At 33.2% G+C, this 19,545-nt stretch carries 17 protein-coding genes and 2 pseudogenes; 16 read left to right on the top strand and 3 right to left on the bottom strand.

Annotated elements, in window-relative coordinates; all coding sequences use genetic code 11:
• The 4 genes and pseudogenes from cadX to I2C87_RS09910 all read left to right on the top strand — a co-directional run.
• A pseudogene (gene cadX, locus I2C87_RS09925) lies at positions 1-117 on the top strand (Cd(II)/Zn(II)-sensing metalloregulatory transcriptional regulator CadX); the annotation flags it as partial.
• Between the two features lie 397 nt (positions 118-514).
• Entirely contained in the window at positions 515-1,096 is a 582-nt protein-coding gene (locus tag I2C87_RS09920; protein ID WP_049530867.1) for a TMEM175 family protein, read from the top strand.
• A 552-nt stretch (positions 1,097-1,648) separates the two neighbouring features.
• Entirely contained in the window at positions 1,649-2,263 is a 615-nt protein-coding gene (locus I2C87_RS09915) for a CPBP family intramembrane glutamic endopeptidase (protein WP_195324907.1), read from the top strand.
• A gap of 898 nt (positions 2,264-3,161) precedes the next feature.
• A complete protein-coding gene (locus I2C87_RS09910; RefSeq protein WP_195324904.1) occupies positions 3,162-4,736 on the top strand; it encodes an ATP-binding cassette domain-containing protein in 1,575 nt (524 codons plus the stop codon).
• A 494-nt stretch (positions 4,737-5,230) separates the two neighbouring features.
• On the opposite strand, the gene I2C87_RS09905 is transcribed toward I2C87_RS09910, so the two are convergent.
• From I2C87_RS09905 to I2C87_RS10090, 3 genes and pseudogenes are all read right to left on the bottom strand, one after another.
• Positions 5,231-5,866, bottom strand: a complete 636-nt coding sequence (locus I2C87_RS09905; protein ID WP_195324896.1) for an ABC transporter ATP-binding protein — start codon at positions 5,864-5,866, stop codon at positions 5,231-5,233.
• Between the two features lie 2 nt (positions 5,867-5,868).
• Positions 5,869-7,878 carry a DUF1430 domain-containing protein gene (locus I2C87_RS09900; RefSeq protein WP_195324894.1) on the bottom strand — a complete coding sequence of 670 codons (2,010 nt, stop codon included), beginning with the start codon at positions 7,876-7,878 and terminating at the stop codon, positions 5,869-5,871.
• Between the two features lie 47 nt (positions 7,879-7,925).
• Positions 7,926-8,093, bottom strand: a pseudogene (locus tag I2C87_RS10090) (lactococcin 972 family bacteriocin); the annotation flags it as partial.
• Positions 8,094-8,261: 168 nt separating this feature from the next.
• Here I2C87_RS10090 and I2C87_RS09890 point away from each other — a divergent pair.
• The 12 genes from I2C87_RS09890 to I2C87_RS09835 all read left to right on the top strand — a co-directional run bounded on the left by I2C87_RS09890 (position 8,262) and on the right by I2C87_RS09835 (position 18,912).
• Positions 8,262-9,110 carry a helix-turn-helix domain-containing protein gene (locus I2C87_RS09890; protein WP_195324885.1) on the top strand — a complete coding sequence of 283 codons (849 nt, stop codon included), beginning with the start codon at positions 8,262-8,264 and terminating at the stop codon, positions 9,108-9,110.
• 500 nt (positions 9,111-9,610) lie between these two features.
• Positions 9,611-11,047, top strand: a complete 1,437-nt coding sequence (locus I2C87_RS09885; RefSeq protein WP_195324909.1) for a 6-phospho-beta-glucosidase — start codon at positions 9,611-9,613, stop codon at positions 11,045-11,047.
• A gap of 54 nt (positions 11,048-11,101) precedes the next feature.
• A complete protein-coding gene (locus I2C87_RS09880) occupies positions 11,102-11,341 on the top strand; it encodes a SemiSWEET transporter (RefSeq protein WP_117744116.1) in 240 nt (79 codons plus the stop codon).
• A gap of 130 nt (positions 11,342-11,471) precedes the next feature.
• The gene (locus I2C87_RS09875; RefSeq protein ID WP_195324883.1) at positions 11,472-11,786 is read left to right on the top strand and encodes a PTS cellobiose transporter subunit IIB; all 315 of its coding nucleotides are present in this window, start codon (positions 11,472-11,474) and stop codon (positions 11,784-11,786) included.
• 150 nt (positions 11,787-11,936) lie between these two features.
• Positions 11,937-13,913: a BglG family transcription antiterminator gene (locus I2C87_RS09870; protein ID WP_195324881.1), complete on the top strand. Its 1,977-nt coding sequence runs from the start codon at positions 11,937-11,939 to the stop codon at positions 13,911-13,913.
• Positions 13,914-13,922: 9 nt separating this feature from the next.
• Entirely contained in the window at positions 13,923-14,237 is a 315-nt protein-coding gene (locus I2C87_RS09865) for a PTS cellobiose transporter subunit IIA (protein WP_117744119.1), read from the top strand.
• Between the two features lie 28 nt (positions 14,238-14,265).
• A complete protein-coding gene (locus tag I2C87_RS09860) occupies positions 14,266-14,772 on the top strand; it encodes a hypothetical protein (protein WP_195324879.1) in 507 nt (168 codons plus the stop codon).
• Between the two features lie 84 nt (positions 14,773-14,856).
• Positions 14,857-16,203 carry a PTS cellobiose transporter subunit IIC gene (gene celB / locus I2C87_RS09855; protein ID WP_195324876.1) on the top strand — a complete coding sequence of 449 codons (1,347 nt, stop codon included), beginning with the start codon at positions 14,857-14,859 and terminating at the stop codon, positions 16,201-16,203.
• Positions 16,204-16,960: 757 nt separating this feature from the next.
• Positions 16,961-17,263, top strand: a complete 303-nt coding sequence (locus tag I2C87_RS09850) for a TMEM175 family protein (protein WP_004240734.1) — start codon at positions 16,961-16,963, stop codon at positions 17,261-17,263.
• Positions 17,188-17,529: a hypothetical protein gene (locus I2C87_RS09845; protein ID WP_000397556.1), complete on the top strand. Its 342-nt coding sequence runs from the start codon at positions 17,188-17,190 to the stop codon at positions 17,527-17,529. Before I2C87_RS09850 ends, I2C87_RS09845 begins: the two co-directional genes overlap by 76 nt.
• A 13-nt stretch (positions 17,530-17,542) precedes the next feature.
• The gene (locus I2C87_RS09840; RefSeq protein ID WP_001253404.1) at positions 17,543-17,866 is read left to right on the top strand and encodes a potassium channel family protein; all 324 of its coding nucleotides are present in this window, start codon (positions 17,543-17,545) and stop codon (positions 17,864-17,866) included.
• The gene (locus tag I2C87_RS09835) at positions 17,863-18,912 is read left to right on the top strand and encodes a DUF389 domain-containing protein (RefSeq protein ID WP_195324867.1); all 1,050 of its coding nucleotides are present in this window, start codon (positions 17,863-17,865) and stop codon (positions 18,910-18,912) included. Before I2C87_RS09840 ends, I2C87_RS09835 begins: the two co-directional genes overlap by 4 nt.
• The last annotated feature ends 633 nt before the right edge of the window (positions 18,913-19,545 follow it).

Here is a 19,545-nt window from a genome sequence, read left to right as displayed (position 1 = left end):
CACCATCTTCGTAAACTAGCCAATCAAAACATCTTGGATACTAGAAGAGAGGGGAAAATTATATATTATTTTATAAAAGATGAGGAAATCAAAGACTTTTTTAATCAACTAGGATAACAACTATTTTTACTACTTTATCATGATTATATATAGGACTTATCTATGAAATTTTTTGATGAAAATTACTCACAAGAAAGACTACTCGTAGCAAATGTTTAAGAAAAAGTATAATTTAAAGCAAAGCGACCTAGGTAATGCAGGTCAAGTTAGCCAAGTTGAAAAGGGAGAAATCTGAAAGAAAATGTATCTTTGATAGTAGTCATTTATTGTGAAATATGATATATTTATTTTTTAGATGGATGAATATTTCTAAAGTTAAATAGAATATGACAGATACATGCTTTTTAGTGTATCTTGTTTGTACTCAAAATATGAAGTGACTATCCAATATTTAAGATTAATAAATATTATACGATGAGATAGAATGCTACAAAATGAAAGGCGATGTAATCTGATGAAGAAAGATAGATTAATTGCATTGACAGATGCGGTTCTAGCAATTATAATGACTATCCTAATCTTAGAATTAGAAAAACCAACGACACCAAGTCTTCAAGCTTTTTGGGATTTACGGCAAAATTTCTTTGCTTATTTTCTTTCTTTTTTCTGGTTGGGATCGTTATGGATGGCGCTAAACACATTATGGGAAAAGGTTGAGAAAATTTCTCAACAAATTGTTTGGTGGAATTTGTTTCTTTTATTTTTTGTTTCATTTATGCCCTACGCTACTGGAATAGTTAGTAGTCATTTCATGAATCATACGGCACAGCTCTTTTATGGACTGATCGTTATTGTTTCAACGGTAGCAAACTGGTTTTTACATAAAGTAATTGATAAACCCAATATAGATCAGAAAGAATTACTTGAAGCTACCGCACAATATAGAAAGTTATTGATACCTGACCTAATAATTAAAGGAGTGGGATTGATTCTATCCTTAATTGTCTATCCTCCGATTATGATGTATAGTGTTTTAATTGCGGCATTTTACATCATAACTTTAAAAACACTATCCGAAAAAAGAGTGAATAACTAAAAAATGGTGATCAAAGTTAGGTGTATTATTTTAATGCTCACAGACCTAAACTATTCCCCTATTTATAATCTATTGATTCATATTTTATGAAATTAATCAGTAGATATTGTTCAGAAAATCCTTGATATTACGCTGTTTTTAGTCCAACTGAAATCCATACTTTCCAAACCAGGCTTGAAAAAAGCTCGTAAAGCATCACAATTTAGTAAACGTTAAAACTTATTTACAGTTATTGAAAGCATTTCGTCTAATACGAGATGCTTTTTTTCTGGCTTAATTTTACAAATTGGGAATTACATATAATTATTTGAAAAAATAAAAAAAATTAGTCACAATAAAAATGTAAAAGCGCTTACTCGATTGCTGGAGAGGTTAATACTGTAAGAAATCTGTTTTTATTTCTTAAGATAAGAGAATTTTTAGGAAAGGTAAAATGTCAGAATCAGTATATGCAAAGAATATCAGCATTTCCGCTTTAAGTTTCAGAAAAATGATTAAGTGAAATAAGCAATGATTGAAGTATTAATAATGGTTTATTGGAGGTAGTTAAAAATGAAAGAAAAATATAAAGTGACTGGGCAGTTATTTTTGATCTCAAATTTACCATTTTGTTGTTTTATTTTGAAAGATATTTCATTAGTCTATGCTAGGTTGCTATTTGTACTTTCTTTGTTTTTTACATTATATTTCTCTTATAAAATGGGCATAAAACATAATGTCTTTAATCGTATTCAGAAACTAGAGTGGAACAAAGTACTTTATTGTTTAGCATTCGCTGTTTTGTTAAGACTCATAGTTCATTTGTATTTAAGCATTTTTGGAGATACCCAAAATGATGCGTTATTACAAATTTTAAAAGATATTATGGGCGTAGAGTTATTCAATTTTTATGCAATTTTCGTAGGACCAGTTTTAGAGGAATTAACTTTTCGTGGTGCAATAATGAATTATTGCTATAATATGAGCAGGAAAGGTTTCATCATATCAAATATATTGTTTGGATTTATGCATTGCATGAACGAACCTAGTATTGGAATTTTTATTAGATCGATTTTACTGTATAGTTTGTTAGGCTGTATAATGTCTTACATTTATTATCGAACTAAAAGGATAGAATACTCTGTACTAATTCACATGCTTAGTAATTTTTTTGCTGTAATAGTGTAGTTAAATAGATTTTTAATTATGTATTCTGATTATTTTTATATTTGTAATTTTATGTAAGATTTTGCTCAATAAACCACTAATAAATATTGCAGAAATAAATACTGATTTTCAAATATATAAGGTTCGAAGGCATGATTTTTTGCTAAACTTTAGGTGTAGATAATAGAGCACATCTGTAATTTCTCTATATACCAGTCATAAAATTCTTAAGTTCATCTATAACTGTCAAAATTCCTTATTTCGGACAAAAACCTGAGTTTCGAGTTTGATCAAGATTTTTTGGAAAATCTAGATGTTATTTTTTTCTCTACCTATTTTTCTAAAACGGGAAAAATCAGATACAATAATCTTTGCAGGTGTATTGTTTAAAATTTAATGAACCAAACTATTCCCCTGTTTTAAAAAAATTGATTCATATTTTATGAAATTAATCAGTAGATATAGTTCTGAAAAGGCTTGTTATTACGCTGTTTTTAGTCCAACTGAAACCCATACTTTCCAACCCAGGTCTTAAGAAAAAAGGTAGAGAAAAAGGTAGAGTTTGGATTGAAATACAGTGCAATATATCGCATTTGGCAAAAAGAAAAAACGCTTGAAATCAGCGTTTTTCTTATGTATTGATTCGTATTGAACCCCTACTTAACTTCTGTAAAGATTGACTAAAGTAAATTTTCATCAGACAGACAAGTAGAGCATTTGCAAAGGCTTAACTTAAAATATTAGTTATTAAAGATTTAATCATTTCTAATTTTTTGAATATTCATTGACCAGACTTATTTTTAGATGTATAATGAGCATGTAAAATATATCACAAAGAATAATATGTAATAAAATTAAATGATTACATCTGATATTTCTTATTTCTCAATCATAGAGTTCTATTTTCTAGGAGAGATTTATGATTAATATCTTTAAATATCTTGATAAAAAAACAAAATACCTAACCATTATTGGAGCACTGGCAAATGGGGGTCTCGCATTAGGTCAACCTTTGGTTGTTGCCAAAGCATTATCGATAGATCAAAATAACCTTACCTATTCCTCTATTTGGAAATTTGCTCTCTTTGGTTTTTCTGTCTATTTCGCTTTGTATAGTCTAATGTTATTTTGTAATCATGCAAATAATGTCTTTAGACGTGAAATTCACATGAATATCCGAACTGCATTGTTTCAGAAGTTAATGGAAGACAAGGAATATAGTGAAGATGAAAAGATTACCATGCTGACACAGGATATGGAATTTCTAGGAGATAACTTTTTTGAACGCTATATGTCTATTTCATGTTGGGGATTTGGGGCACTGATTACGGCAATCTATATCATTGCCCAAAATGTTTTATTGGGTTCTATCTTTGTTTTCTTCACGATCTTACGTCCCATTCCACAATTCTTGATGAATAATAAGCTAAAGAATTCAGGGGATGAAATGTCTCAGGGAAGAACAGCTGTTCATAACCAGATCTCTGATAGTATTCGAGGGGCTCAAACCTTGCGGATGAATCAAGCCTTGCCTGAAAATTCTCAGCGCGTCTGGAATATCAATCTTCGTTATCAACGAGCCATTCAAAAGTTTGCTTTTACCCATAATATTGTTTTCTTTTGTAATGGTTTCATGGTCTTTCTTAGCCAAGTACTCCCCTTGGTATTGGGGTTCTTCCTTGCCATGCATGGTCATCATGTTTCAGTGGCTAGCCTGGTTGCAATGTATATTGCCGCTGGTCAACTGGTAGGTCCTATACAAAATATCATGTATGATGTGGTTGAAGTACAAGGAGCCAAAACAACGGCAGAAAAGATTTTCGGAATTTTAAATCGAGCAGATGACAGTGAAACGGACAATCATTCGATCTCTCAAGTAGAAGAACTAGAAATTTCTCATTTAAGTAAATCTTATAATGGTAGAGAGATTATTCGCAATCTTAATCTAGCCATTCGACAAGGCGAAAAAGTCCTCATCAAAGGGCCAAGTGGCTGTGGGAAATCAACCCTCTTTAGAATGATCACAGGAGAAGAAAAGCCGGATGCCGGAACGATTACTTGTCGTACAAGGGATGGAGTTAAAACAAGTCACTTTGTTCGTCAGGTAGGCATTATCAGCCAGCATCCTTTCCTCTTTAATGATACTATTCGCTACAATCTCAGTTTGGGACAAGAGTTTTCAGATCAAGAATTAGAGACTGTTTTAAGACAGGTCAAACTCGACCATGAACTAACTGATGGGCTTGATTTTGTAATCACTAATAACGGAGAAAATATTTCAGGCGGACAACGTGTCCGGATTGAACTAGCCCGCTTCCTACTTCGTAAAAAGGATATTTTATTAGCAGATGAGGTAACTGCAGCTCTTGACGTAGAAAATAGCCAGATGGTTCGAGACTTGATTTTCTCACTACCGATGATGGTGTTAGAAATCGCTCATCATATTGATAATGAAAGTCGATACGATCAAGTCATTGAACTAAGAAATGAATAAAATTGCTGACATAAACCTAAAAACAAATCGTTAGCATATCAAAGAAAGAAAAAAGAGGCTCAAAACTGAGCCTCTTTTAAATAGCTCTATAATTTCTGTAGTGGGTAAAACCACCATAGGAATTACAGAGCCTATGTTGTTGTAGAAAATACTCTTTTCTAGCATTTGTCAGGTCTTATCAAGGCTTTAAGTAAAAAAAGTGATAAGACAGTAGCTATTCTGAGGTTACTGTCTTATTTTTAACACTTTTTACACTAAACTTTAGCTCAAAAAAGACAATTTCCTTCGTTTGACAAATGGAACTCAAACTATTTTTCATCAAATACCTTGATATACTTAACAAATAGTAGAAAAGGACTCAGTCCTGTGCAATACAGAACTAAATCCTTTGGATAAATTATTAATCTAACTATTTGGGTGCACTTAACTTTCGGGATGTTTTGTCAGGAAATGAATATGTAACGTAATGAAAATCTGTGCTATTACCCTATTATTCATTGACTATTTTTTAGGCTTACCACTTGATCAGCTTGTTTCCAAATGGTTGGATTATGTGTTGCAATAATGATCAGACGGTCCTTGTTTTTTAATGTTAGGAGTAAGTCCATAATCTCCTGTGAGGTCTCAGGATCAAGAGCGGCAGTTAATTCATCTGCCAAAATTAAAGGAGGATCTTTTAAAATGATCTTTGCTAAGGCTACACGTTGTGCTTCTCCTCCAGAAAGCTCATATACTTTTTGATCTAGTTGAATATAAGATAGTCCTACTCTATCTAATACTTCTTCTTTAGTCTCTCTCTTTTTTTGTTTGTCTAATTTATGACCAATTAATCCCAAATCTAAATTTTCTGAAACAGTTTTATTATCGATTAGTCCAAAATTCTGGAAGAGATAACCTAGTTCATTTCTGAAATAGTTTGTTGGTTTAATCTTTCGTAAATCTTTCCCTTTATATTGAATACTTCCTTGATCATAAGGTTCTAGCTTGGCTACCATATTTAGTAAGGTTGTTTTGCCACAACCACTATTTCCGATAAGAGCATAGACTTTACCTGCATCAAAATTTAAGTTCAAATCACTAAATACCGTCCGGTCCCCAAAGGTTTTTGTTAGTTGATGGATCTTAATCATTTCTATGCTCCTTTCAATATAATACTAGCCATCCTATCTTCCTTACGAGAACGATGCATTAGTATTAAAATAGAATTCAAACCAAAGACGCAAGAGGTTAGAAAGACTACCCAAAGTTTATTTGTTAGCAAAAGACCAATAGCCCCTCCCAAAATGAAGATAACTATTTGCCAGATAAAAAATTTCTGGTGTAACTCAAAAAAATTTAATCCTGATATTTTCTTAATAAGAATAGTTTTACGAAATTCTTCAAAGTAGAGGATTGTCATTGTATTAAAGAGTAGAATTGAGGTAGCAATACCTAGAAAACCACCAGCAATGATTGTCAATATTTCAACTTGAATGTTGTGACTCATACCACGATAAACATAATAGGCAAGATCATACTGACTGATATATTTCTTTATTCCACCTTGTTCAACTAGTTTTTTAGTGGCATCCAAACCTTTAAAATACAGATAATCAGATGGATAAGTGAAGAAATCATTTCGATTTTTTCCAAAAGAGCTTGGTTTAAGGACAATAAGTATAGGATCACTTAGAAATTGTTGATATGAGATTGGTGTAGAATTATATACGAAACGCTTCTTATTGTTTGAAATATAGAAAACACGAGCTTTCATAGCCTGTTGAATTTTATTTCCCTTATCGTTTCGAATCGCTAGGAAATCTTCATAAATTTGACGCAATTTATCTTCTTGATCTTTTAATTTTTCAGGCAATAGTAGTCCAAATTCTCCTTCTCCAAGGCTATTAATGCTCTTCTTATCTTCTTCATTTAATTCTACATTCTGAACATCTAGATAATTAGGAGTCACATATAAGCTATTAGCATACGGATTGTAGTCATTTATCGACATTTTTCCCATTAAGGGATGTGAAGACAGACCTTTTAGATCGAATGATGCAAGTGGATGCTGAACAAGCATTCCTCCATTTTGAATGCCAGTTTCTATGAAGTTTTTCCATTGTTCTTCCAACATTTTTCTACTATCCTGATTTCTAGTCTCTGCCCCAAACTCCCTATTTGTTGAAAGCAATACCCAATCTTTTTGATTTGACCATGCTGTATCTCCAGACTGATGCAATTGCCAAATAGTTGAATAGATACTTGTTCTATGAATGGTAAGTACTATTAAAAGAAAAGCGACCAATTGCCCCAAGTAAAGAATACCCATAATCTGTTTCAAAGGTAACTTTCCTTTGAGTAAAGAAACCAAATGTACCGTTTTAATACTTAAAACATAAAGAAAGCTAAAGAGTATAGAAAGGAACAAAAGTAACAAATTATAAGTTATGTTAGCTGAAAAAATAACTGGAATAGAAAATGGTGTGATATGGAATAGACTTACACCACAGATTCCAAGAAAAATCCCTGTAATTACCCCTAAAAGTAAATCTCCACAATCACTAATCATTGAGTTTCCAAAAATCTGAGTTAGGTGCAATCCAGAAATATATCGAATCCCAACTGTTCGCATTTCCTTGGTTTTTTGAATAATCATTAAGGCTATAAAAGTTAGTAGAAAAATGACCAAAACGAGTAATTGACTACCATTTCCCATATACGTAAATAAGCTAAGAAAAATATTTGGATATGAAACAAATGTTTGTGTGAAACCCAATGATTGAAGTTCATGATTTAATCTATCTAGAGTGAGATTTCCAGATAAAATATAATAATTGGTCAATAAGCCACTATTGTAAAAATCTTCTTCACTAGCTTTAACAAGGCCATTTGGGATATGGCCAGATCCATATATTGCATAGGAAAAATGAACCTCACCTTTATCATCTATTTTTTCAATTTGTTGACCAATCACACTGTCTGTTTCATTTGCTAATTGATCTAAACTGTATTTTACCTGATCTTTTGATACCTCTTTGTTCTGGGAAAGAATACCAATAGCTGGAAAACTATTGTGAATAACCACATATGAGGTTGAAAAACAAATCCAAAGTAGAAAACTTGTTATAAAGATATTTGAAAGGATAACAAAGAAGCGCTTCATACTTTACTCACTTTCTAAAATTTTCATGAATAGTAATATAATCTTTTCTATGAGCTATGAATTTTTTTAAATCCGTAATTAAAATATACTGTTTCACCAAAATTTCTATTTATAAAAGCTCTTGAGGTCTGATGAGAAGGAGCGTAAGCATATGATGATTTACTATCTCTTGCACGAGTTACGCTTGACCAGTGATATTTGTAATCATGGTAATAATTTGAAAATGCACCCCAGTTATTTGGATTGTGAAAGCATTAATACAAAAAATAAATAGTGATTTTCTTTTGCATATCTGCACCTCCTTCTTCTATATATGATATACTAAACATATATCGAAATGTAAAAATGTCACATATATACACATAATTAGAGGTGAAGTTGTTATGCGTTGGGATTACGGTACGATCTATAAAAAAATACGGAAATCAAAACATATTAGTCAAGAGGAAGTTTGCCAGGATTACACTTCAAGAGCGCACTTGTCGCGTATTGAATCGAACCAAGTAGTGCCTAGTTTTGAGTTGATGGAGCATCTTCTAAAGCAAGTTGGCCTAGATTTCGAAGAATTTCGATATATATGTCATTCTTACCACCATTCCGATAGAGAAGAAATTATCTTATTGGCAGAAGATAACAATGCCTACCAATCAAATGATAAATTATTGGAACTGAAGAATAAGAGTGTAGCTTATTTAAAAAAATATCCTAATGATATTCCTGTGTCAAATATACTAAAGAGAGTAGAGGTCATTCTTTGTTTACGAGAATCTGGTCCAAATGAAAAGGTAAGAATAATGGCAATGGAAGCTTGGAACGAAATTAAAAATCAGGATGTTTGGTATCATAGTGACCTCAAATTAATTGTCGTTATTTTATTTACACTTCCACTAGAAACAGTGATTTCTATCTGTGATGAAGTGATAGATAGGCTCAATGATTACTCTGATTATACAGAGATTCTTCCTACCAAGTATAAATTACTCTCAAATTTAGCCAGTATTTTTCTATGGAATGGTTTGATGGAGAAATGTACGAGTATCAGTTATCTATTGTTAGATACGGCAAAAAAAAGTAAGCGATATGATTTTCTAGGAAATACTAAAGTGACACTTGGAATTTGTTTAAGTGATAAAAAGCTAGTTGATGAAGGCTTGCAGTTACTCGAATTAACGGATGAAATAACGTTGTTGGAAGCATGTAGGTCAGATGTGAAGCGCTATTTCAAAGACTAATATTCCTAACGAAATCAGTCATAAAACTTTTTAAAAATATAATCAACGTGTTGTCGTAATCTTGCTTAATGTTAAAGAAAACTGATATAATAAAGTTTATTAAGGTACTATTTAATTTTTACAGAACCAAACTATTACCCTTTTTAGAATCTATTGATTCATATTTTATGAAATTAATCAGTAGATATCGTTCTGAAAAGCCTTGATAATACGTTGTTTTTAGTCCAACTGAAACTCATACTTTCCAAACCAGGCTTGAAAAAGGCCCGTAAAGCATCACAATTTAGTAAACGTTAAAACTTATTTACACTTATTGAAAGCATTTCGTATCAAATATACGGAATGCTTTTTCTGTTTCCCTCAATTTTTCCAACAAGATGATTCTCGAATTCTAAAAGAAATAAAAGTTGTTTCTTTCCGTAATAATAAGGAAAAAGAGTAAATTTTCATTTTTAACTTTAAGGTATATAATAAAACTATCAAATTCAGGAGGAAAAATGATGACTACTTTTAAAGATGGATTTTTGTGGGGTGGGGCTGTAGCAGCTCATCAACTTGAAGGTGGATGGCAAGAAGGTGGTAAGGGGATCAGTGTTGCTGATGTGATGACAGCTGGTCGCCATGGAGTTGCTCGTGAAATTACCCCAGGTGTTTTGGAAGGCAAATATTATCCAAACCATGAAGCAATAGATTTTTATCATCGTTATAAAGGAGATATAGCACTTTTTGCTGAAATGGGATTTAAATGTTTCCGAACTTCGATTGCCTGGACACGTATTTTCCCAAAAGGTGATGAGTTAGAGCCTAATGAAGAAGGTTTGCAATTTTATGATGATCTTTTTGATGAGTGCTTGAAGCATGGAATTGAGCCTGTAATTACTTTATCTCATTTTGAGATGCCTTATCATTTGGTTACGGAATATGGTGGGTGGAAAAATCGGAAATTGATTGATTTCTTTGTTCGTTTTGCGGAAGTTGTATTCAAGCGTTATAAGGATAAAGTTAAATATTGGATGACTTTTAATGAAATCAACAATCAAGCCAATTACCAGGAAGATTTTGCACCATTTACTAACTCAGGCATTGTATATGAGGAGGGTGATAATCGAGAAGCTATCATGTATCAAGCAGCACACTATGAATTAGTAGCTTCTGCTAAAGCAGTAAAAATCGGTCATGAAATCAATCCAGATTTTCAAATTGGTTGTATGATTGCGATGTGTCCTATTTATCCTGCAACTTGTAATCCTAAAGATGTTTTAATGGCTATGAAGGCTATGCAAAAACGTTATTACTTTGCTGATGTACACGTTTTTGGTAAATATCCTGAACACATTCTCAAGTATTGGCAACGTAAAGGAATTTCAGTTGATTTTACAGATCAAGATAAAGAGGATTTACTTGAAGGAACAGTAGACTATATTGGATTTAGCTACTATATGTCTTTTGCTATCGATTCTCATCGTGAGAATAACCCTTATTTCGATTATCTTGAAACAGAAGATTTGGTTAAAAATAATTATGTTCAGGCATCTGAGTGGGAGTGGCAAATTGACCCAGAGGGATTACGTTATGCATTAAACTGGTTTACTGATCACTATCATTTACCACTCTTCATTGTTGAAAATGGTTTTGGTGCCATAGACCAAGTTGAAGTAGATGGCATGGTTCATGATGATTATCGAATTGATTACCTAGGTGCCCATATTCGTGAAATGAAAAAAGCTGTAGTTGAAGATGGCGTTGATTTAATGGGCTATACACCTTGGGGCTGTATTGACTTGGTTTCAGCTGGTACCGGTGAGATGAGGAAACGTTACGGATTTATCTATGTGGATAAAGATGATGATGGACAGGGAAGTTATGAACGCTCACCGAAAAAATCATTTAATTGGTATAAAGAAGTTATTGCATCTAACGGTGCAACGGTAGAATAAAACGAAGAAGCTGGGAATGAGCCCAGCTTCTTTAATAAACATAGGAGAATAAATATGATTGGTAGTATTGCAGCAATTTTAACAACATTTGCTTTTTTGCCGCAAGTTGTACGTGTAGTAAAAACAAAAGATACCGAATCAATTGCCTTAGGCATGTATATTATGCAGGTTATTGGCATTGCTTTATGGCTTGCTCATGGGCTTCATATTGGTGACTTACCTTTAATTTTGGCTAATAGTATTTCGTTTTTGCTATCTGGTACTATTTTGCTATATAAAGTGAAGTATAAATAGTTTTTTTCCGTATCGATTAGGAAAAAACAAGAATGGTTATTGTAAGCGTTTTTATTTATAATAGAATTATAGATAACAAACTACTCAATCAAATATATAGATGATTGGAATTGAAATAAGGAGAAATGTTATGGCAAAAGCTTTAATTATTTGTGCGGCAGGAATGTCTTCATCACTTATGGCGAAGAAAACAACGGAATTTCTTAAAGGTAAAGGTCAAGATATTGAGGTAGATGCTGTTAGTGCTACCGAGGGAGGAAAAGCTATTGCAACGGGAGGCTTTGATTTATATCTAGTTAGCCCTCAAACTAAAATGTATTTTAAGCAATTTGAAGAAGCAGGTCACAAAGTAGGGAAACCGGTAGTACAAATACCTCCTCAAGCATATATTCCAATTCCAATGGGAATTGAAAAAATGGCTAATTTAATTCTTGAAAATATCTAGTTTTAAAATAGATTTAATATCTCCACATTAATGCGAGACAATTAATAAGAATTTAAATTTGATTTCGTATTTGAAACTTATGCTTATTGTATATCATTTAGGTGTGGATATATCCTATAAGAGAAGGTAAAACATGAGTTTTAGGAGGGCATGATTGTGTCAAACTCTAAAGAGAAAAGCATCCTTCAATTCTTGCTAAAGCATAAGGAGCGTTTTGTTACAAGTAAGGAACTTGCAGAGCACATATCCTGTTCAGATAGAACTGTTCGTAATACCCTCAAGTTAATTGATCAGACAATGAATATTCAGGGTGTTAAGCTGATTTCAAAGCAAGGACAAGGATTCCAATTATTTTTTGAGAATCAAGAGGCATATCAAGAATTTCGGTTAACTTATGAACTGAGTGAAGTTTATTCAACAACCTCCATTTCAAAAGGTGATGATCGTTTAGCTTTTATATTAAACAAATTGCTCTTTGAACAAGTCCCGGTTCTTTTTGATGATTTAGCTGATGAACTTTATGTTAGTCGCTCAACTTTATCTCATGATTTTAAAAAAATACGAAGAATGTTATCTGAGTATGATTTATCGATTGAGAGTAGAGCTAATAAGGGAGTATATGTTTCAGGGGAAGAAAGAGATAAACGATGCTTCATTATGGACTATTTTTTGGGTAATCAATTTTTTAAAACATTACACTATCATGTTCAATCTAACTTTTTTGATCAAACACTATCATTAGAAGAAATAGCTAGAATTGTTTTAGAAGAGTGTCAAGATGCAAAACTCAAGTTATCAGATTTTGTTTTACAAAATTTGGTTGTTCATATAGCACTAGCAATGGTGCGCATCAAATCTGGATTTGAGATAAAAAATTTATCTTGCCAGATGTCTAATAATGACACGGAAAGAAAAGTTGCTAAGAAAATACTCGCAAGGATAAGTGAGGTTTCAAATCAAGAATTTCCAGTTCAAGAAGTAGATTATATTACTTTGCATTTATTGGCTAAAAGCCAACTATCTCAAGAAACTCAAACGAAAATTTCTAAAGAGGAAATGAAAAGGTCTTTAGTCCAGACTTTTCAGGCTTTAGGCTTAGATGACATATATCATTTCTCTTCGGATTTTCAACTTTTTGAGGGATTGATAACACATCTAATGACTTTACAAATTCGTTTGGATAGTCGAATTACTCTCAATAATCCTTTGGTAGATGAGGTTAAAAAGAATTATAGTGATATATTCTTTATGACTAAAGAAATCCTTGAGAATATGGAAACATTCTCTCAGGTGTCTATATCAGATGATGAAATAGCATATGTGAGTCTTCACTTTTTAGCTGCTATAGAGCGTCGGAAAGAAAATGATAAATTCTCTGTTCTTGCTATCTGTGCATCGGGATTCGGCGCTGCTCAAATGCTTAGAAATCGTTTGGAAACAGAATTTGGTAATCGACTTGAAGTTGTTGACGTAATAGGATATTACGAGTTGAATCAAGAAAAAATCCAAGGCATTGACTTTATTGTATCCGCTGTAGATTTATCAAATCTTTATTTTCAGGTGCCGGTTTTTACGGTTAGCGTCTTCCTTAAAAATGATGAAATTGCTCAAATTCGAGAGGCGATGGATCAGATGCAGGTATCGAGTCATACGAAAAGCTCGCAGATTAACAGGAGCGCTTCAGATTTTAAACAGTATTTTAGTAAAGATAATTTTCTAATATGCTTCAATCAAGATAAGAATAGTTTACTTTCAAATATGGCTGATGGTTTATCTGAAGGTGAATCGTATAATTTTAAAGAATCTTTACTACACGGTATTCAACAACGTGAGGAGTTAAGTTCGGTAGTTTTCTCTGAAAAGATTGCAGTTCCACATCCGATCCAGGCTTTAGGAACAGATGTAAAGATAGCGGTTGCTATTTGTAAAGATCCCTTGCTTTGGGACGATCAAAACTCAAATGTTCAACTCGTTTTTCTCTTATCGCCATCAATATATGGTAATGAAGGATTGACGGATGTGACTAAAAGGATTGTTTCGCTAACAGAGAAGGATGACTTGCAAAATCAATTAATAGCTTGCAATAATTTTGAAGATTTTATTAATATATTTGAGAATATAACATAGGAGGTTCGTATGAATCAAGAAGAACTACAGGTCGCGGCATTTGAAATTATTCTTCATTCGGGAAATGCAAGATCAGAAATACATGAAGCATTTGCTAAGATGAGGGAAGGTAGTTTCGATGAAGCAGAGAATCAATTAAATAAATCAAATGAAATAATTCTTGAAGCTCATCATGCACAAACCAAACTACTACAAGAATATGCAAGTGGCGTAGAAATTAAAATTGAAATTATCATGGTACATGCTCAAGACCATTTAATGACAACGATGACTTTGTTAGAAGTAGCAAAGGAAATGTTAGTTCTTTATAGGAAAGTTGGCTAAATAGGTATATTTACACAAGGAGGTAAAAATGGATAAAAAAGAACGACAAGAAATTGAACGACAACGTCGGGAGACTGCTTTGAAAAATACTTTTTTCAATCGATTTCTTCTTTTACGTTATTCAATCGCACTCTTCTTTTTTGGCAATATTTATTGGCTTTTAATCCAATTTATTAGACCTTCTCTTGTCATGATTTTCCCTATTATACTCGTCGTATTTTCTATCTTAGCTACTGTTGAGCAGTTTCGATTATATGGGAAACGGAGTGTGCAATTGGGAATAACACAAATGTTTGTTCGTTTACAAGCAGTTATTTCAACGGGATTACTTGTTCTAACTTGGACAAGTTGGTTCACATATCTTTTTCCAATTTTCGAAAATAATCAAGTAGCACGTGTTTTTGTCTTTATAGTTCTTTTATTGGGGCTGGTTATCAGCTTATTAGACATTAGAAGAATTCAAGATATATACCAACAAAAAGATAAGGCTTATCAACGATTTATTCAGTTGGAAAAGAGCTCACTAAACTTATAACCTTTTGGTTAGAATCGATATGCTTTGAATTATTCTTTTTTGAAAAGGTAAATAATTATTATGTTTAATTAAGGAGGTCTGTTTATGGATCAGCAAAATGGATTGTTTGGTTTCCTTGAAAATCACGTCATGGGACCAATGGGTAAACTTGCTCAGTTTAAAGTTGTACGTGCTATTACCGCAGCCGGTATGGCAGCTGTACCTTTTACTATTGTAGGGTCAATGTTTTTGGTCTTTAGTATTTTGCCACAAGCTTTCTCATTCTGGCCAATTGTAGCAGATATTTTCTCTGCTTCATTTGATAAATTTACGTCACTATATATGGTTGCAAACTTTGCAACTATGGGCTCATTATCACTTTACTTTGTACTTTCATTAGCATATGAGTTGACTAAAATCTATGCAGAAGAAGAAGAGTTAAATATGAATCCTCTTAATGGTGCTCTTCTTGCATTAATGGCATTTATCATGACAGTTCCACAAATCATTTTTGATGGAGGTATGATGAAGGCTGTGACAAGTCTCAAAGAAGGAGCTGTAGTTGCTGATGGTTGGGCAATGGGAAATGGTGTTACTCGTTTTGGTACTACAGGTATTTTCACGGCGATCATCATGGCTATTGTCACAGTTCTCATTTATCGCATGTGTGTTAAACGGAATTGGGTCATTAAAATGCCTGAAGCTGTTCCAGAAGGCGTTTCTCGTGGGTTTACTGCTCTAATTCCAGGCTTTGTAGTTGCATTTGTTGTTATTTTCATCAATGGCTTACTTGTAGCTATGGGGACAGATATTTTTAAAGTTATTGCTATTCCATTTGGTTTTGTTGCGAATCTAACTAACTCATGGATTGGGCTAATGATTATTTATCTATTAACTCAACTTCTTTGGATTGTAGGTATTCACGGTGCAAATATTATCTTTGCTTTTGTAAATCCAATCGCACTTGCTAACATGGCAGAAAATGCTGCTGGAGGGAACTTTGCAGTAGCTGGAGAGTTTTCTAATATGTTTGTCATTGCTGGTGGATCAGGTGCTACTCTTGGCCTATGTCTGTATATTGCATTTGCAGCTAAGTCAGAACAACTTAAAGCGATTGGACGTGCTTCAATCGTGCCGGCATTGTTCAATATTAATGAACCTTTGATTTTTGGTTTACCAATTATCTATAATCCAGCCTTGGCCATTCCGTTTATCTTAGCGCCAATGGTTACTGCAAGTATTTACTATTTTGCTAACGCTCTGCAATTAATTAATCCGGTAATCGCTCAAGTTCCTTGGCCAACTCCAGTGGGGATAGGTGCTTTCTTAGGAACGGCGGATGTTCGAGCAGTTTTGGTTGCACTACTTTGTGCAGTTGCAGCGTTCTTAGTTTATTTCCCATTCATCCGAGTTTATGATCAAAAATTGGTGAAAGAAGAACAAGAAGCGTAGTGTTGTTTAAATATTATCTTTGAAATTATTTTTCAAAAAATTATATCAAAAAAGTAGCAAAAGTCCTTTTCAATTAAGGTGGATTTTGCTACTTTTTTATTCTATTGAAGTAATGTGAGATCTCTTTGATAGTTCTTGGGTTATATTTTTATATATGTTTGGCCTTCACTTGTGGATGATATATAATTTGAATAGAGGCATATGATTCTTAACACTATCGTTTCAACTCGTTTGTAAACAATTTCCCTCATTAGGTTATACTAATGTATGTTTTATGAAATTAATCAGTAGATATCATTCTGAAAAGCCTTGATATTACGCTGTTTTTAGTCCAATTGAAACCCATACTTTCCAAACCAGGCTTGAAAAAAGCTCGTAAAGCATCACAATTTAGTAAACGTTAAAACTTATTTAAACTTATTGAAAGCATTTCGTATCAAAAATACGGGATGCTTTTTCTGTTCACCCCAAATTTTTGTAACTAGGTGATACTTGAAATTAATACAAATTTGGTTGTTTTTGATAAATCTAAGCAACACTAAATGATGAAGTGAAAGGGGATGAATCTTTGATAGTATTCATTTATTGTGAAATATGATATATTTATTAATTAGATGGATGAATACTTCTAGAGTTAAATATAGCATAATAGGGACAGACTTTTTGGTTTATTTTTGTTTGTAGTCGGATTATGAAAGAATATCCAATATTATGCGATAAGATAGAATGTTACAAAAAAGAAAGGGGATGCAATCCGATGAAGAAAGACAGATTAATTGTATTGACAGATGCTGTTCTAGCAATTATTATGACCATCTTGATTTTAGAGTTAGAAAAACCAACAACACCAAGTCTTGAAGCTTTTTGGGATTTACGGCAAAATTTCTTTGCTTGTTTTCTTTCCTTTTTCTGGTTGGGATCGTTATGGATGGCACTAAACACATTATGGGAAAAGGTTGAGAAAATTTCCTCAGAAATTATTTGGTGGAATTTGTTTCTACTCTTGGAGCGGCAGGAGTTCTCTTTGGAGAATTTCATGCCATCCAAGATACCAGTCTGAATGATGTGGTGGACCGGATCTATATAAATGTCAAGGATTTACCGTTTCAGTCCTTGGGAGCTTTAGCTAATATCCTGTCTGATGTTAAGAAGGGACTGATTCAAGACAGTCATATCTGGTCTTTCTTCCAGTCATTTTTCAAACAATATCAGTTGATAATCAGCTTAAATCAGATCTATCAGTTTGTCTATCTTTCTCTGATGGAGATCATGTCCTATCTTCACTTTGATTATTGGAAAAAACGGCTCGGTCAGGAGCTAGTATGAATAAGGAGAACAAATGAGACGTTTAAAAATGTTATGGCATATTATACAGGTTACGGGTTTTACTCGGTTTGCTCTGAGTTTTGTGACCTTTGTTTTTGGGTCAGGAGGCGTGCTTTTCCTAGTTGAACCTGCTATCACAAATTACGGAGACGGTCTTTGGTATGCTTTTGTGACTTCGACGACTGTCGGCTACGGGGATCTCCTAGCTGTGACCTTGATTGGAAGGATTACCAGTGTCTTCTTGACGATTTATGGGCTCATATTTTTTGGCTGTTTATCAGCTGTTATTATTAATTATTATACCGATTTAAATAAGGAAAGAGGAGAGGACAAATGACTGCCAATTATTCAACACGGGAATACCGTGAGAAATTATACGATGACCTTCATGTTCGATTGAGAGATACAGCGATTTTGATGTGTGCAATTTTTATTGCCTCTATCGGTCTAAATATGAATTCAACAGCTGTTATTATTGGAGCCATGTTAATTTCACCTCTCATGACACCGATTGTTGGACTGGGATTCGGTTTAGCTATTTTTGATACGCGTTTAATCAAGCAATCTCTAGAGGTTTTATTGACTCAAGTGTTGGTCAGTTTGCTTGTCTCGACTCTGTATTTCTGGATTTCTCCCTTGTCTTATGCAAGTAGCGAGTTGATCGCACGAACCTCTCCAACCATTTGGGATGTTCTCATTGCTATTGCTGGTGGGATTGCTGGTGTGATCGGTTCAAGGAAAAAAGAAGCAAACAATATCGTGCCAGGAGTAGCCATTGCTACAGCTTTGATGCCGCCTATCTGTACTGCTGGCTATGGTTTAGCTAATGGGAATGTACGATTTTTATTGGGGGCTCTCTATCTTTTCTTGATCAACTGTGTCTTTATCATGCTAGCCAACATTGTTGGAACAAGAATTTTGATGAGAAAATCTCCTTTAACTTCATTTAAAGAGCTGAGCATTAAAATGAGAATTGGCTTGATTTCTTTGATTGTATTGTTGATTCTTCCAGCTAGCTATTCGGCAGTTACTCTGACAATAGAACAAGCGCGCAAAGAAGGGATCAAACAGTTTGTAGGAAAAGAGTTCGCCAATTATACGGTTATTAATCAAGTCTACAAGTCAAGTAACAATGAATTGGTCTTGACGGTTGTTGGAGATCCGATTTCAGAAGAAGAATTAGAAACACTCCACCAAAAACAAGCCTCTTACGGTATTCAATCTGTTCAATTGAAAGTGAATCAAGTTCAGAACTCGCCAACATTAGATAGTGAAGCGACCAAGGAATTTTATGAAAACATTGACAAGTATATTGATCAAAAACTCTCTGAAAAAGATTCACAAAACGATCTCGTAAAAGAAATTGAAGCAGACAAGGATTGAGGACAATGAACTGAATCGGTTTTTACGCCGTGTTTTTCTTGTATCTTCCTCTTTCTTACTTATAGCAGGTTGTTTTTGCTTGAATAAGAAATAAATTAGAAGTTCTATCATCTAAGAAAAATGATGAAAAAAATCATTTAACTAATGGTGTGAACGTTTAGTGTTTATCAGCTCCATTCTCTGTAATTTTGGGGGTAAAATCCACACCATTTAGATAAAATTAGTTGAATTTGATTGGAAAAACGCTTTTATAAAAGCGGAGAAAAGTCTTGATATTACGCTGTTTTTAGTCCAACTGAAATTCATACTTTCCAAACCAGGCTTGAAAAAAGCCCGTAAAGCGTCACAATTTAGTAAACGTTAAAACTTATTTATACTTATTGAAAGCATTTCGTCTAATACGAGATGCTTTTTTTCTGGTTTAATTTTACAAATTGGGAAAATTAAAAAGTACAAATTAATGAAGTGATTATTGATAAAAATAGTTAATAATTGGTTAAACAAAATATATAACTCGTTTATAAATTTATAGAAATGAACCATTATAAATCTCCTCTTAAATATTGAAAAAACCATTGGCAGTGGACATACTTTAAGACTATATATTTCTGAAACTAGTTTCACAATACAAAT

The sequence above is a fragment of the Streptococcus sp. 1001283B150225_161107_H12 genome (assembly GCF_015552665.1).
In the GTDB taxonomy this organism is placed as follows: domain Bacteria; phylum Bacillota; class Bacilli; order Lactobacillales; family Streptococcaceae; genus Streptococcus.
Note: the sequence above shows the minus strand (reverse complement) of the source record. Positions and strands in the feature narration are given on the sequence as shown.

Excerpts from the sequence above, each read along its gene's own strand:
- I2C87_RS09920 (WP_049530867.1), top strand. The coding sequence starts at position 515 with ATGAAGAAAGATAGATTAATTGCATTGACAGATGCGGTTCTAGCAATT.
- I2C87_RS09915 (WP_195324907.1), top strand. The coding sequence starts at position 1,649 with ATGAAAGAAAAATATAAAGTGACTGGGCAGTTATTTTTGATCTCAAAT.
- I2C87_RS09910 (WP_195324904.1), top strand. The coding sequence starts at position 3,162 with ATGATTAATATCTTTAAATATCTTGATAAAAAAACAAAATACCTAACC.
- I2C87_RS09905 (WP_195324896.1), bottom strand. The coding sequence starts at position 5,866 with ATGATTAAGATCCATCAACTAACAAAAACCTTTGGGGACCGGACGGTA.
- I2C87_RS09900 (WP_195324894.1), bottom strand. The coding sequence starts at position 7,878 with ATGAAGCGCTTCTTTGTTATCCTTTCAAATATCTTTATAACAAGTTTT.
- I2C87_RS09890 (WP_195324885.1), top strand. The coding sequence starts at position 8,262 with ATGCGTTGGGATTACGGTACGATCTATAAAAAAATACGGAAATCAAAA.
- I2C87_RS09885 (WP_195324909.1), top strand. The coding sequence starts at position 9,611 with ATGACTACTTTTAAAGATGGATTTTTGTGGGGTGGGGCTGTAGCAGCT.
- I2C87_RS09880 (WP_117744116.1), top strand. The coding sequence starts at position 11,102 with ATGATTGGTAGTATTGCAGCAATTTTAACAACATTTGCTTTTTTGCCG.
- I2C87_RS09875 (WP_195324883.1), top strand. The coding sequence starts at position 11,472 with ATGGCAAAAGCTTTAATTATTTGTGCGGCAGGAATGTCTTCATCACTT.
- I2C87_RS09870 (WP_195324881.1), top strand. The coding sequence starts at position 11,937 with ATGATTGTGTCAAACTCTAAAGAGAAAAGCATCCTTCAATTCTTGCTA.
- I2C87_RS09865 (WP_117744119.1), top strand. The coding sequence starts at position 13,923 with ATGAATCAAGAAGAACTACAGGTCGCGGCATTTGAAATTATTCTTCAT.
- I2C87_RS09860 (WP_195324879.1), top strand. The coding sequence starts at position 14,266 with ATGGATAAAAAAGAACGACAAGAAATTGAACGACAACGTCGGGAGACT.
- celB (WP_195324876.1), top strand. The coding sequence starts at position 14,857 with ATGGATCAGCAAAATGGATTGTTTGGTTTCCTTGAAAATCACGTCATG.
- I2C87_RS09850 (WP_004240734.1), top strand. The coding sequence starts at position 16,961 with ATGAAGAAAGACAGATTAATTGTATTGACAGATGCTGTTCTAGCAATT.
- I2C87_RS09840 (WP_001253404.1), top strand. The coding sequence starts at position 17,543 with ATGAGACGTTTAAAAATGTTATGGCATATTATACAGGTTACGGGTTTT.
- I2C87_RS09835 (WP_195324867.1), top strand. The coding sequence starts at position 17,863 with ATGACTGCCAATTATTCAACACGGGAATACCGTGAGAAATTATACGAT.